Genomic DNA, 14,269 nt, shown 5'->3' with positions numbered 1-14,269 from the left:
GGCCTTAATTCGTACACCAAGCCACGCTGGATTTCCCGCGTGGCTTGTTGTTTTTTGACGCGCCTGCGGGCGCCCAGAGAGAAGAGGCACGACGATGAGTGCATTGGTTGGCGTGATCATGGGCTCCAAGTCCGATTGGTCCACCCTTAGCCACACCGCCGATATGCTGGAAAAACTCGGCATTCCGTACGAAGTGAAGGTGGTCTCCGCCCACCGCACCCCGGATTTGCTGTTCCAGTATGCCGATGAAGCAGAATCCCGTGGCATCGAGGTGATCATCGCCGGTGCCGGCGGCGCGGCGCACTTGCCTGGCATGTGTGCGGCCAAGACTCACCTGCCCGTGCTTGGCGTGCCGGTGCAGTCGTCGATGCTCTCGGGCGTGGATTCGCTGTTGTCCATCGTGCAGATGCCGGCTGGCATTCCGGTGGCAACCCTGGCAATCGGCAAGGCCGGCGCGATCAACGCAGCCTTGCTGTCCGCCAGCATCCTGGGCGCCAAGCACCCGCAGTTTCATGCGGTGCTGAAAAAATTCCGTGCTGAGCAGACAGACAGCGTGCTGGACAATCCAGACCCACGCATCGCCTGAGGTTGTTGACGATGAAAATCGGTGTAATCGGTGGCGGCCAACTGGGCCGCATGCTGGCTTTGGCGGGTACGCCGCTGGGGATGAACTTCGCTTTCCTGGACCCGGCGCCGGACGCCTGCGCTGCGGCCCTGGGTGAACACCTGCGCGCTGACTACAGCGACCCGGACCACCTGCGCCAACTGGCCGATGAAGTCGACCTGGTGACCTTCGAATTCGAAAGCGTCCCGGCCGAAACCGTGGCCTTCCTGTCGCAGTTCGTGCCGGTGTACCCGAGCGCCGAAGCCTTGCGCATCGCTCGCGACCGCTGGTTCGAAAAGAGCATGTTCAAGGACCTGGGCATTCCGACCCCGGCCTTCGCCGATATCCAGTCCCAGGCGGATCTGGACGCTGCGGTCGCCAGCATCGGCCTGCCGGCGGTGTTGAAAACCCGCACCCTGGGCTACGACGGCAAGGGCCAGAAAGTCCTGCGCACCGCCGACGATGTAGTCGGTACCTTTGCCGAGCTGGGCAGCGTCGCCTGCCTGCTGGAAGGCTTCGTGCCGTTCACCGGTGAAGTCTCGCTGATCGCCGTGCGTGCCCGTGACGGTGAAACCCGCTTCTACCCGTTGGTGCACAACACCCACGACAGCGGCATCCTCAAGCTCTCCGTGGCTAGCACCGACCACCCGTTGCAGGCCCTGGCCGAAGATTATTCCAGCCGCGTCCTCAAGCAACTGGATTATGTCGGCGTGATGGCGTTCGAGTTCTTTGAAGTCGACGGTGGCCTCAAGGCCAACGAAATCGCCCCGCGCGTGCACAACTCCGGGCACTGGACCACCGAAGGCGCCGAGTGCAGCCAGTTCGAAAACCACCTGCGGGCGGTGGCGGGCTTGCCGTTGGGCTCCACGGCCAAGGTCGGCGAGAGCGCCATGCTCAACTTCATCGGCTCTGTACCGCCGGTGGAGCGTGTGATGGCGATCGACGATTGCCACGTGCATCACTACGGCAAGGCCTTCAAGGCCGGGCGAAAGGTCGGCCACGCCAACCTGCGTTGCAAGGACCGTGCGACGCTGCAGGCGCAGATTCTCAAGGTTGAAGCACTGATCGCCGAACAATAAGCCTGGCCACGGCGGGAACCATTAGGGCTCGCCGTCTCTCTGATTGCAGGATGCCAAAGCCTGACTAGGCTTTGGCATGACTCATACCAATTCAGAGGGAAATGCCATGGGTATCATCGGAACCATCTTTATCGGCTTGATCGTCGGCCTGCTGGCGCGCTTCCTCAAGCCTGGCGACGACAGCATGGGCTGGATCATGACCATCCTGCTGGGTATCGCCGGTTCCCTGGCCGCGACCTACGGCGGTCAGGCCCTGGGAATCTACCAGGCAGGCCAGGGCGCAGGTTTCATCGGCGCGCTGGTGGGTGCCATCGTGTTGCTGGTGATCTACGGCCTGATCAAAAAGAAGTAATCAGCCGACAAAGTCCTCTGCGCTGCGCAGGCGCAGAGGGCTAGAATGCTCGGCACTTGTATTTGCCGAGCCTCTCCATGCGCCGTCTTCTGTTAACGCTTCTTCTGCTGGGCTCTGGCCTGGCGCACGCTGGCGAACTGCCGGAAACCGACTGGCTCGACCTGATGCCGCTGTCGGATCAGAAAGCTCTCGAAGCCATGCCCGAGATCGACCACAACTCCCCCGAAGCTCAAGGCACGTTCACCGAAAAGGGTGGCTTGAAGCAGAGCAAGGGCCTGCCTGCGGTGATGTATTCCACCAAGACCGTAGCGGCCATGAACGGCAAGAATATCCGCATTGGCGGCTATCCGGTGCCGCTTGAAACGGACGCCAAGGGCCGCAGCACGTTGTTCTTCCTGGTGCCTTACCCGGGCGCCTGCATACATGTGCCGCCACCGCCGCCTAATCAACTGGTGCTGGTGCGCTATCCCAAGGGGTTGAAGCTGGATGATATCTACACGCCGCTGTGGGTCACGGGCACGTTGAAGGTGGAGAAGGTCAACAATGACTTGGCCGATGCAGCGTATGCGCTGGAGGCCGGGAAGGTGCGGGTGGTGAAGGAGTCTGACCTCTAAAGCTCAGAGCATAACCCTGTGGGAGCTGGCTTGCCTGCGATAGCAACGTCTCGGTGTTCCTGATACACCCAGTTGCCTGCATCGCAGGCAAGCCAGCTCCCACATTGGATTGGGTTTACAAGGCCAGTGCCGTGATGCTCACGCCTAGAGTGTGGCTTTCGCCGGGCGCCAGGCTCACCACATCGTCCAGCACGTTGGCCGTCTCGATGCACAACATACCCTGCCAGCCGTCATCGGCCATATCGTCGAAAGCCTTGGCGCGTTCGGTCCAGGGGTTCCAGACCACGGTGGATTTCGAGCCTTCGCTGGTGAGCTGGATACAGCGCTGCCAATCGTTATCGACGATGTTCAACTGGGCGGGCGTATTCAGGTAAATGCGGTCTGTTTCGGCGCTGAAGTGCAGCAGCCCGGCTTGCTGTTTCTCGGCCCACCCGTCAGCGGTGTCGATGTAGGCCACGCCATCCAGGCCCTCGACCTGCACCTTGCGCACATCGCTCACGGCGAAGTAGGTGTGCAATGCCTGGCTGAGGGTCACGGTGTCGGCGCCGCGGTTGTGGCTGGTCAGGCGGATGTGCAGTTGGTCATCCAACAGCAGGCTCAGCGTCAGGTCTACCTGATGGGGCCAGCTTGGAAAGCCGCCAGCCGGCACCGGCAATACCAGGTCCACTCGCAGCGTCTGGCCGTCGAGTTCGGTGGTGGCCAGTTCCCAGCGGGCGGTGCGCACAAAACCGTGGGCGCCGGCAGGCTGATCACTCTGGCGCATGGCTTTGACGCTTTGCGGGTTGCGGTCGAACACCCCGAACCACGGCCAGCACACCGGTACGCCAGTACGAATGCCTTTGCCCTGCTTGAACACTGCCTCAGGGTTCGGCCAGATCAGTGGCTGTTCGCCCTCGCGCTGGTAACTGAAGATATGCGCACCCTGTTGGGCCACCATCAGCTCGGCGCCGTTGTGGCGGATGCGCCAGCAGTCCAGCTCGTCGATTTTTACCGTCTCAACGTGGGGCGTAGGCATAACAAAGCTCTCTTAGTGGCAGGCAATGGGGCAATTGACCGTTAAAACCCGGCGAGGTTTAACGCGCCCGTGACGGTACCGAGCGCGTGCGGCCGCTGCCATCGATGGCGACGAACACGAATACGGCTTCGGTCACCTTGCGCCATTCGCTGGACAACGGATCGTCGCTCCACACTTCGACCATCATCTGGATCGAGCTGCGGCCGATTTCCAGGGCCTGGGTATAGAAGGAAAGCTGCGCACCCACGGCCACCGGCACCAGGAACGCCATGCGATCAATGGCCACGGTGGCCACGCGCCCACCGGCGACCTTGCTGGCCATTGCCGTGCCGGCGAGGTCCATCTGCGCGACCAGCCAGCCGCCGAAGATATCGCCAAAACCGTTGGTTTCACGCGGGAGCGCGGTGATTTGCAGGGCGAGATCGCCTTGCGGGATAGGATCTTCTTGTTCGAGTTCGATCATGCCGAGGGTGCCTCTGACCCGTGACGCTTCATGGGTATTTCAAGTGGATAGCCGTCTTCTTAGAAAAACGTTTCAGCACCAACATACACCGCTCGATGCGTTTCTCGTAAGGCGAACTAAAGGGAAACTCTGCCAAACCGGCTGGATGGCACCCAACAACGTTTTGGCACAGCAGCCCCTCAAGACAGCGGGTCTGGCGCTTGCACCGGCGAGTATATCGAGACCCTGGCGCCACGACGACCTCCCGACGCTCATTTGGTCGGTAAATAGACGCTGTATCGGGGCTTTTGCGCGCAACTGTGCTCCTGGCGCTGTGCTTTTTCAGGCGATTTGCTATCTTGCCAAACCCGCCGCAAGTCACGGGCGTGCTGTCCTTTACGATGATTACTATAAGAGAAGCCTTGCCATGTCCTCCGTGCCTGCAAGCAGTGCGCAACCCTCGCGCCCGCTGACCCGCAACGACTACAAAACCCTGTCGCTGTCTGCCCTGGGTGGAGCGCTGGAGTTCTACGACTTCATCATCTTTGTGTTTTTCGCCACCGTGGTCGGGAAACTGTTCTTCCCTGTGGACATGCCCGAATGGCTGCGCATGATGCAGACCTTCGGCATCTTCGCCGCCGGCTACCTGGCGCGCCCCTTGGGCGGCATCATCATGGCGCACTTTGGTGACCTGCTGGGGCGCAAGAAGATGTTCACCCTGAGCATTTTCATGATGGCCGTACCCACCCTGATCATGGGGCTGCTGCCCACCTACGCGCAGATCGGCCTGTGGGCGCCGGTCCTGTTGCTACTGATGCGCATCATCCAGGGCGCGGCGATTGGCGGCGAAGTACCGGGCGCCTGGGTGTTCGTCTCCGAGCACGTCCCGCCGCGCCACATCGGCTACGCCTGCGGCACCCTGACCAGCGGCCTCACCGCCGGTATTCTGCTGGGCTCGTTGGTGGCTACCGCCATCAATAGCGCCTATACACCGGAACAGGTCTCTGATTACGCCTGGCGGATTCCTTTCCTGCTCGGCGGCGTATTCGGCCTGCTGTCGGTGTACCTGCGTCGTTGGCTGCATGAAACCCCGATCTTCGCCGAGATGCAGCAACGCAAGAGCCTGGCCGCTGAACTGCCCTTGCGCGCCGTGTTGCGCGATCACCGTGGCGCCATTGTGCTGTCGATGCTGCTGACCTGGCTATTGTCGGCCGGCGTGGTGGTAGTCATCCTGATGACCCCGACCGTGCTGCAAACTATCTATCACTTCAGCCCCACTGTGGCACTGCAGGCCAATAGCCTGGCCATCGTGACCCTGAGCCTGGGTTGCATCGCCTCGGGTGCGCTGGCCGACCGTTTTGGCGCCGGTCGCGTGCTGGTCACAGGTTGCGCACTGCTGCTGGCGACTTCCTGGACGCTGTATCACAGCCTGATGGCCCACCCGGACTGGCTGTTCCCGTTGTATGCCTTGACGGGTCTGTTTGTCGGCACCATCGGCGTGGTGCCCTACGTGATGGTCAAAGCCTTCCCGCCGGTGGTGCGCTTCAGCGGTCTGTCGTTCTCCTACAACGTTGCTTATGCCGTGTTCGGCGGGTTGACGCCCTTGGCGGTGTCGCTGCTGATGAAGGAGAGCCCGATGGGCCCGGCTTACTATGTGGCCGTCCTGTGTGTGATGGGGATGTTGGTGGGTGGGTATCTGTGGAAACGCGGCCGCTGAAGCCTGCGCATTCAGATAGTGGCCTTTCATCTAATTGTCATATTTCAGACATAGAGTGTTCACACGGCCTGCCGATACTTGGCCCCGATCCAATTATCCCTATCTGCTAGGAGCAAGGCATGAAACTGAAACGTTTGATGGCGGCAATGACTTTTGTCGCTGCTGGCGTTGCGACCGCCAACGCGGTGGCCGCTGGTGTTGATCCGGCAATCCCGGCTTACGTCAAGACCACTGGTGTGTCGGGCAACCTGTCCAGCGTCGGTTCCGATACCCTGGCTAACCTGATGACCCTGTGGGCCGAGGGTTACAAAAAGGAATACCCGAACGTCAACATCCAGATTCAAGCTGCCGGCTCTGCCACTGCGCCACCTGCGTTGACTGAAGGCACCTCCAACCTGGGCCCGATGAGCCGCAAGATGAAGGACACCGAACTGGCGGCCTTCGAGCAGAAGTATGGCTACAAGCCAACCGCTATCCCGGTTGCCGTGGATGCCCTGGCGGTATTTGTGCACAAGGACAACCCGATCCAGCACCTGACCATGGAACAGGTCGATGCGATCTTCTCGTCGACGCGTCTGTGCGGCGCCAAAGCCGATGTGAAAACCTGGGGTGACCTGGGCGTGACCGGCGACCTGGCCAACAAGCCAGTGCAACTGTTCGGGCGTAACTCGGTATCCGGCACCTACGGCTACTTCAAGGAAGAAGCCCTGTGCAAAGGCGACTACAAGCCAAACGTGAACGAACAACCGGGCTCGGCGTCGGTCGTGCAGTCGATCAGCTCCTCGCTGAACGGCATCGGTTACTCGGGCATCGGCTACAAGACCGCCAGCGTGAAGACCGTGCCACTGGCCAAGAAAGGCAGCACTGACTACATCGAAGACTCCGAAGAAAACGCCCTGAACGGCAAGTATCCGCTGTCGCGTTTCCTCTACGTGTATGTCAACAAAGCCCCGAACAAGCCACTGGCGCCGCTGGAAGCTGAGTTCGTGAAACTGGTGCTGTCCAAGCAGGGCCAGGAAGTAGTGGTCAAAGACGGCTACATCCCGCTGCCAGCCAAAGTCGCCGCCAAGGCCCTGGCTGACCTGGGTCTGAAAGAAGGCAACTAAGCCTGCGATACCTGATGTAGACGCATGCTTTTCTGTGGGAGCGGGCTTGCCCGCGATGCTGGCGACGCGGTTTAGCGTTGAAATCGTGTTGATGCCATCGCGGGCAAGCCCGCTCCCACATAAGCAGTCTGCATCCCTAATTTTTTATCCGCTGCCAGCCCTGCTTCGCGGCGGATTTGTTGCGTCACTGCACTGTCATCTTTCTGTCATACAGGATCGCTAGGGTGTGCGCATGAATGATCTGGCCAATTCCACCATGACGACGACTTCCCCTCCCAAGCGCATTGATTTCAATACGCCTGAGCTGCAACGCAAGCGCCGCATCCGCGCGCTCAAGGATCGCTTCACCCGTTGGTATGTGCTGGTCGGCGGCCTCGCCGTGCTGGCCGCCATTACCCTGATCTTCTTCTTCCTCGCCTATGTGGTTGCGCCATTGTTCCAGGGCGCCTCGTTGAGCAAGGAAGACGCGTTGACGCCCGCTTGGATGCAGGACGCCGGCAAGCCGTTGATGATCTCCCTCGAAGAACAGAACCAGGTCGCCATGCGGGTTTCCGACAAGGGCCAGGCGCTGTTCTTTGCCGTGGACACCGGTGCCGAGCTCAAGCGTGTCGACCTGCCGATTCCGGCCGGTACCAGCGTTGCTTCCATTGGTGAAGATCAGCCGGGCAGCCCGCTGGTGATTCTCGGTTTGTCCAATGGCCAGTCTTTGGTGTTCCGCCACACCTATAAGGTGTCGTACCCGGACGGCAACAAAACCATCACCCCAGCTATCGAGTACCCCTACGGCGAAACGCCGATCGTACTGGATGACGCCGGTCGCCCGCTGGAACACGTTGCGCTCAACGCCACCGACACCTCCCTGGTGGTGGCAGGTTCCGCCGGTTCGCACTTGAACGTGCTGACCCTGAGCCGCGAAGAAAACATGATGACCGGTGAAGTCACCAGCGAGCAGAAGCGCGTCGAGCTGCCGCAGATGACCGAGCCGGTGAAGGCGATCTTCATCGACCCACGCCAGCAGTGGTTGTATGTGATCAACGGCCGTGCCCTGGCCGACGTGTTCAGCCTGCGCGACAAGAGCCTCAACGGTCGCTACAAACTGCTGGAAGACGCCGACACGGAAATCACCGCCAGCACCCAGTTGGTCGGCGGCATCTCGCTGATCCTGGGTAACTCCAAAGGCGGCCTGGCCCAGTGGTTCATGGCCCGCGACCCCGATGGCGAACAGCGCCTGAAGCAGATCCGCACCTTCCAGATGGGCACCGCGCCCATCGTCGAAATCAGCGCTGAAGAGCGCCGCAAAGGCTTCACCGCCCTGGATGCTGCTGGCCAGTTCGGCGTGTTCCACAGCACCGCCCATCGCACCTTGCTGGTGGACCCGGTGGTCGATGGCCAGGGCCTGTTCGGCATGTCGCCACGGGCCAACCGTGTGATCGTCGAGGCGGGTGGCAAGCTGCAACCGTTGTTGCTCGACAACCCGCACCCGGAAGTGTCGTGGAGCGCGTTGTGGAGCAAGGTCTGGTACGAGAACTACGACGAGCCTAAATACGTCTGGCAATCCACGGCCGCCAACACTGACTTCGAACCCAAGATGAGCCTGGCCCCGCTGACCTTCGGTACCTTGAAGGCCGCGTTCTACGCCATGTTGCTGGCGGCGCCACTGGCGGTTGCTGCAGCGATCTACACCGCTTACTTCATGGCGCCGAGCCTGCGCCGCAAGGTCAAGCCGGTGATCGAGCTGATGGAAGCCATGCCGACGGTGATCCTCGGATTCTTCGCCGGCCTGTTCCTGGCGCCGTATGTGGAAGGGCACCTGCCGGGCATTTTCAGCCTGTTGATGCTGTTGCCGATTGGCATCCTGGTCGCCGGCTTTGTCTTCAGCCGCTTGCCTGAGTCGATCCGCCTGCGCGTTCCCGATGGTTGGGAAAGCGCGATCCTGATTCCGGTGATCCTGTTGGTGGGCTGGCTCTCGCTATACATGAGCCCGTACCTGGAAACCTGGTTCTTCGGCGGTGACATGCGCATGTGGATCTCCCACGATCTGGGCATTACCTACGACCAGCGCAACGCGTTGGTGGTCGGCCTGGCCATGGGTTTTGCGGTGATCCCGAACATCTACTCCATCGCCGAAGACGCCGTGTTCAGCGTGCCACGCGGCCTGACACTGGGCTCCCTTGCCCTGGGCGCCACGCCGTGGCAGACCATGACCCGCGTGGTCATCCTCACCGCCAGCCCGGGCATCTTCTCGGCGCTGATGATCGGCATGGGCCGCGCCGTGGGCGAGACCATGATCGTGCTGATGGCCACCGGTAACACCCCGGTGATGGAGATGAACCTGTTCGAGGGCCTGCGCACCCTGGCGGCCAACGTTGCGGTGGAGATGCCCGAGTCGGAAGTGGGCGGCAGTCATTACCGCGTGCTGTTCCTCTCGGCGCTGGTGCTGCTGTTGTTCACCTTCATCATGAACACCCTCGCCGAGCTGATTCGTCAGCGTCTGCGCAAGAAATACTCGTCGCTTTAAGAAAGGTAGAAGTCTGTGAAACAGAACTCCCTGAATGGATGGTTCAAGAGCGGCGCCCCCGGCGTCTGGATTAGCGGTGGCGCGGTGTCCATCGCGGTCATCATGACCATTGGTTTGCTGGCTGTGATTGCGGTGCGGGGCCTGGGCCATTTCTGGCCGGCCGACCTGATCCAGGCCAACTACAACGTGCCAGGCCAGGCCAACCACATCGTGATCGGCGAAGTGGTGCAGAAAGAAGAAGTGCCGCGTGAGCGCCTGAAAAGCGCGGGCCTGCCGGTGCCGGACCAAGGCCCGGAATTCATGACCCGTGAGCTGATCAAGGTCGGCAACCGCGACCTGAACGGCAACGACTTCACCTGGATTGTCGGTGAGTGGCTGAAGGACCAGACCAAGCCTGCGAACCTGATGGCCATCGAGCGTCGTGAGTGGGGCAACTTCTACGGCACCCTGGTCAACGTCAAGCAGGACGGCAAGGTGATTGCCGAAGGCGAGGCCGCGTGGCCGGAGCTGCAAGCCCGCGTGGACCGCGTGAACAAGCTGGCAGCTCAGCTCAAGAGCCTGGAAAAAACCGATATCGGCGCGATCAACGCCGGGCTGGAGCGCATCCGCCTGCACGGTCGCAAACTGGAACTGGAAGGCAAGCTCGACGCTGCCGCCCAGGCCGACATGGACGCCGACCGCGCCGAGCTGAACGCCCGTTACCAGGACATCGAAGCGCGCCTGGCCGACCTGCATGCACAGTTCAACCGCGACGCCCTGACGGCGCGTGACGGCAACGGTAAGGAAGTGGAAATCGGCATCGGCAAAGTGGTGCACGCCTACCAGCCGAACGCCATGGGCACGATGACCAAAATCGGCTTCTACTTCAGCAAGGTCTGGGAATTCCTCAGCGATGACCCACGGGAAGCCAACACCGAAGGCGGGATCTTCCCGGCTATCTTCGGCACCGTGATGATGACCCTGATCATGGCAATGATCGTGACCCCGTTTGGCGTACTGGCCGCGGTGTACCTGCGTGAGTACGCCAAGCAGAACACCTTGACGCGCATCATCCGCATCGCCGTGAACAACCTGGCCGGCGTACCGGCCATCGTCTACGGCGTGTTCGGCCTGGGCTTCTTCGTGTATGTACTGGGGGGCTCGGTCGACCGTCTGTTCTTCGCTGAAGCGCTGCCTGCGCCGACCTTCGGTACGCCGGGGTTGCTCTGGGCTTCGCTGACCCTGGCGCTGCTGGCGGTGCCTGTGGTGATCGTGGCCACCGAAGAAGGCTTGGCGCGGATTCCTCGCACCGTGCGTGAAGGCTCCCTGGCACTCGGCGCGACCAAGGCGGAAACGCTGTGGAAGATCGTGCTGCCGATGGCCAGCCCGGCAATGATGACAGGCATGATCCTCGCCGTGGCGCGCGCCGCGGGTGAGGTGGCACCGCTGATGCTGGTGGGTGTAGTGAAGCTGGCGCCGTCGCTGCCACTGGATGGCAACTACCCATACCTGCACCTGGATCAGAAGATCATGCACCTGGGCTTCCATATTTATGACGTCGGCTTCCAGAGCCCCAACGTCGAGGCCGCACGGCCGTTGGTGTACGCCACCGCCTTGCTGCTGGTACTGGTGATCGCCACGCTCAACCTGTCGGCAGTGTGGATTCGTAACCACCTGCGCGAAAAATACAAAGCGCTGGACAGCTAATGCGATTCAATGTGGGAGCTGGCTTGCCTGCGATGGCATCACCGCGGTGTTACTGCAATACCGCGCCGCCCGCATCGCAGGCAAGCCAGCTCCCACAGGGCTCGGCGTCAGGCACAGAATTTGAGTAAGCCGCCCCGGCGGTTCAACGAAATGAATTGGTAGCACAGGGAGCATCCCATGCAACACGAAACCCAATCCCACGGCATCAACATGTCTGCCCTGGGTCGCGACAAGCAGAGCCTGAGCCTGGCCCAGGAAACCGTGGCCATCGAAGTCCCCGGCCTGAGCCTGTACTACGGCGACAAGCAGGCGCTGTTCGATGTCAGCATGAACATCCCCAAGCAACGCGTGACCGCCTTCATCGGCCCGTCGGGCTGCGGCAAGTCCACGTTGCTGCGTACCTTCAACCGCATGAATGACCTGGTGGACGGTTGCCGTGTAGAAGGTGCAATCAACCTCTACGGCACCAATATCTACCGCAAGGGCGAAGACGTGGCCGAGCTGCGTCGCCGCGTGGGCATGGTGTTCCAGAAGCCCAACCCGTTCCCCAAGACCATCTACGAAAACGTGGTCTACGGCCTGCGTATCCAGGGCATCAACAAGAAACGCATCCTCGACGAAGCGGTTGAGTGGGCGCTCAAGGGCGCGGCATTGTGGGACGAGGTCAAGGACCGCCTGCACGAATCGGCACTCGGCTTGTCCGGCGGCCAGCAGCAGCGCCTGGTGATCGCCCGTACCATCGCCGTAGAGCCGGAAGTGTTGTTGCTCGACGAACCGTGCTCGGCGCTCGACCCGATTTCCACCTTGAAAGTCGAAGAGCTGATCTACGAGCTCAAGTCCAAGTTCACCATCGTCATCGTGACCCACAACATGCAACAGGCGGCGCGGGTTTCCGACTACACCGCGTTCATGTACATGGGCAAGCTGGTGGAGTTCGGCGACACCGACACCCTGTTCACCAATCCGGCGAAGAAGCAGACCGAAGATTACATCACCGGTCGCTACGGCTAGGAAGCTGTGGTTCTGATTGCACTGACGCTGCGGTTCTCCGCACCTTACCGGACGCTCCAAGGACGCCAACATGATTAGCAAAGAAGGCCTTACCCACCACATCTCCGCGCAGTTCAATGCCGAGCTTGAGGAAGTGCGCAGCCACCTCCTGGCGATGGGCGGGCTGGTGGAAAAGCAAGTCAATGATGCGGTCACCGCGCTGATCGAGGCCGACTCGGGCCTGGCTCAGCAGGTGCGTGAGATTGACGAGCAGATCAACCAAATGGAACGCAATATCGACGAAGAGTGCCTGCGCATTCTTGCCCGCCGCCAGCCAGCGGCCTCGGACCTGCGTTTGATCATCAGCATTTCCAAGTCGGTGATCGACCTGGAACGCATCGGCGACGAAGCCACCAAGATTGCCCGCCGCGCCATCCAGCTGTGCGAAGAGGGTGAAGCCCCTCGTGGTTACGTGGAGGTGCGCCATATCGGCGACCAGGTGCGCAACATGGTGCGCGATGCCCTCGACGCCTTCGCCCGCTTTGACGCCGAGCTGGCATTGTCGGTGGCGCAGTACGACAAGATCATCGACCGCGAATACAAGACCGCGCTGCGCGAGTTGGCCACCTACATGATGGAAGATCCGCGTTCGATCTCGCGGGTCTTGAACATTATCTGGGTGCTGCGCTCCCTGGAGCGTATCGGCGACCACGCGCGCAATATCTCGGAATTGGTGATTTATCTGGTGCGCGGCACCGACGTCCGGCACATGGGCCTAAAGCGCATGAAGGCCGAAGTTGAAGGCACTGCTGATCTAATCCCTAATGTTCCGGGCGAATCTGACGATAAGTAAGGTTGCCCGAGAAATTAACGCCCGGCCTCTGGCCGGGCGTTTTTGTTTGCGGCATCTGAATTTTTTGCACAGCAGGCGCCATAAAGTCCTTCTGTGACCCGCGAGTTTTGGCAAAATGCCATCAGTCAGGCGTTTTGCAGACGTTTTTATAGGATGAAGGGTCGATGAGTAAAGTCAGTGTGTTGGTGGTGGATGACGCCTCGTTTATTCGCGACCTGGTGAAGAAGTGCCTGCGTAATTACTTCCCCGGGATCAAGATCGAAGATGCGGTGAACGGCAAAAAGGCGCAATCCATCCTCATGCGCGAAACCTTCGACCTGGTGCTGTGTGACTGGGAAATGCCGGAAATGTCCGGCATTGAGCTGTTGACCTGGTGCCGCGAGCAAGCGCACTTGAAGGCCATGCCGTTCGTCATGGTGACCAGCCGTGGCGACAAGGAAAACGTGGTGCAGGCGATTCAGGCGGGCGTTTCCGGCTATGTCAGCAAGCCGTTCACCAACGAGCAGTTGCTCAACAAGGTCAAGCAGGCCCTGCACAAGATCGGTCGCCTCGATGCGCTGATTGCCAGCGCGCCGACCAAGATGAACTCAGCCTTTGGCAACGACTCCCTGAGCGCCCTGACCGGCGGCAAACCCGAAGCGGTCAAGCCGGCCCCGGTGGCGGCGCCCAGCAAAGGTTTGCTCAATACACCGCCAGTCAAGGCCCCCGCAGCAGCGGCGCCGGCAGGCAGTCGCGGTCAGGGCCAGTTGCGCCTCGCAAGCGGCACCCAGCAATGCGTGATCAAGGCCCTGAGCATCAAGGAAGCGTTGCTGGTGGTAAAGCGTGGCGAGGTCCTGCCACAAGTACTGGAAAGCGCCGTGCTCGACCTTGAACAGGGCGACAACGCCGAAGTCGCACGGCTCAACGGCTACCTGCACGCCATCGTCGCCTACGAGCCCAAGCCCGACAGCGACTGGTTGCAACTGACTTTCCGCTTTATCGACCAGGATGCGCAGAAGCTGGACTACATATCCCGCCTGATCGCCCGTGGCACGGCGCAGAAGCATTTCGTGCCGGGTGCGTAACCCTTCAAGGCGACGCTTAGTCCATGTGGGAGCGGGCTTGCCCGCGATAGCAATCTATCAGTCAACAATGCGCTGGCTGACCCACCGCTATCGCGGGCAAGCTGATCTGGCCTAATGAAATTGGACACATCAATAGGGCGCTATGATGGCGCCCAAACCTGAGGTGTACAGATGATGCGAAAGTCCTATTCCAGTGAGGTCAAACTCAACGCTGCAAGCATGGTGCTTG

General features: G+C 60.9%; 13 protein-coding genes. 11 read left to right on the top strand and 2 right to left on the bottom strand.

Features of this window, described 5'->3' with window-relative positions:
• The first annotated feature begins 94 nt into the window (after positions 1-94).
• The 4 genes from purE to GIV35_RS08885 all read left to right on the top strand — a co-directional run bounded on the left by purE (position 95) and on the right by GIV35_RS08885 (position 2,649).
• On the top strand, positions 95-586 hold the full coding sequence (gene purE, locus GIV35_RS08900) for a 5-(carboxyamino)imidazole ribonucleotide mutase (RefSeq protein WP_003195648.1): 492 nt from the start codon (positions 95-97) through the stop codon (positions 584-586).
• 11 nt (positions 587-597) lie between these two features.
• Complete coding sequence (locus tag GIV35_RS08895; RefSeq protein WP_105228993.1) at positions 598-1,683, top strand: 5-(carboxyamino)imidazole ribonucleotide synthase; 1,086 nt, start codon at positions 598-600, stop codon at positions 1,681-1,683.
• A gap of 106 nt (positions 1,684-1,789) precedes the next feature.
• A complete protein-coding gene (locus tag GIV35_RS08890; RefSeq protein WP_005792540.1) occupies positions 1,790-2,035 on the top strand; it encodes a GlsB/YeaQ/YmgE family stress response membrane protein in 246 nt (81 codons plus the stop codon).
• A 77-nt stretch (positions 2,036-2,112) separates the two neighbouring features.
• The gene (locus GIV35_RS08885; protein WP_003195640.1) at positions 2,113-2,649 is read left to right on the top strand and encodes a DUF3299 domain-containing protein; all 537 of its coding nucleotides are present in this window, start codon (positions 2,113-2,115) and stop codon (positions 2,647-2,649) included.
• 115 nt (positions 2,650-2,764) lie between these two features.
• Here GIV35_RS08885 and GIV35_RS08880 read toward each other — a convergent pair whose 3' ends face one another.
• Together GIV35_RS08880 and GIV35_RS08875 are read right to left on the bottom strand one after the other, a co-directional pair.
• Positions 2,765-3,664 carry a D-hexose-6-phosphate mutarotase gene (locus GIV35_RS08880; RefSeq protein WP_223022930.1) on the bottom strand — a complete coding sequence of 300 codons (900 nt, stop codon included), beginning with the start codon at positions 3,662-3,664 and terminating at the stop codon, positions 2,765-2,767.
• Between the two features lie 58 nt (positions 3,665-3,722).
• The gene (locus GIV35_RS08875) at positions 3,723-4,127 is read right to left on the bottom strand and encodes an acyl-CoA thioesterase (protein ID WP_003176975.1); all 405 of its coding nucleotides are present in this window, start codon (positions 4,125-4,127) and stop codon (positions 3,723-3,725) included.
• 406 nt (positions 4,128-4,533) lie between these two features.
• Here GIV35_RS08875 and GIV35_RS08870 point away from each other — a divergent pair, with 406 nt between their 5' ends.
• The 7 genes from GIV35_RS08870 (at position 4,534) to GIV35_RS08840 (ending at position 14,040) form a co-directional block, all read left to right on the top strand.
• Entirely contained in the window at positions 4,534-5,823 is a 1,290-nt protein-coding gene (locus tag GIV35_RS08870) for an MFS transporter (RefSeq protein WP_034129128.1), read from the top strand.
• A gap of 119 nt (positions 5,824-5,942) precedes the next feature.
• Positions 5,943-6,929 carry a phosphate ABC transporter substrate-binding protein PstS gene (locus tag GIV35_RS08865; protein WP_003195633.1) on the top strand — a complete coding sequence of 329 codons (987 nt, stop codon included), beginning with the start codon at positions 5,943-5,945 and terminating at the stop codon, positions 6,927-6,929.
• Positions 6,930-7,413: 484 nt separating this feature from the next.
• Positions 7,414-9,447, top strand: a complete 2,034-nt coding sequence (locus GIV35_RS08860; RefSeq protein WP_177430957.1) for an ABC transporter permease subunit — start codon at positions 7,414-7,416, stop codon at positions 9,445-9,447.
• Between the two features lie 15 nt (positions 9,448-9,462).
• Positions 9,463-11,133 carry a phosphate ABC transporter permease PstA gene (gene pstA / locus GIV35_RS08855; RefSeq protein WP_034129126.1) on the top strand — a complete coding sequence of 557 codons (1,671 nt, stop codon included), beginning with the start codon at positions 9,463-9,465 and terminating at the stop codon, positions 11,131-11,133.
• A gap of 177 nt (positions 11,134-11,310) precedes the next feature.
• Complete coding sequence (gene pstB / locus GIV35_RS08850; protein ID WP_003195626.1) at positions 11,311-12,144, top strand: phosphate ABC transporter ATP-binding protein PstB; 834 nt, start codon at positions 11,311-11,313, stop codon at positions 12,142-12,144.
• Between the two features lie 70 nt (positions 12,145-12,214).
• Positions 12,215-12,976, top strand: a complete 762-nt coding sequence (gene phoU / locus GIV35_RS08845) for a phosphate signaling complex protein PhoU (RefSeq protein WP_034129125.1) — start codon at positions 12,215-12,217, stop codon at positions 12,974-12,976.
• Positions 12,977-13,140: 164 nt separating this feature from the next.
• On the top strand, positions 13,141-14,040 hold the full coding sequence (locus tag GIV35_RS08840; protein ID WP_014720514.1) for a response regulator: 900 nt from the start codon (positions 13,141-13,143) through the stop codon (positions 14,038-14,040).
• The last annotated feature ends 229 nt before the right edge of the window (positions 14,041-14,269 follow it).

This window comes from Pseudomonas sp. PA-1-6B, from assembly GCF_021609545.1.
Classification (GTDB): domain Bacteria; phylum Pseudomonadota; class Gammaproteobacteria; order Pseudomonadales; family Pseudomonadaceae; genus Aquipseudomonas; species Aquipseudomonas fluorescens_BV.
This window is presented reverse-complemented; position numbering and strand designations above follow the sequence as displayed.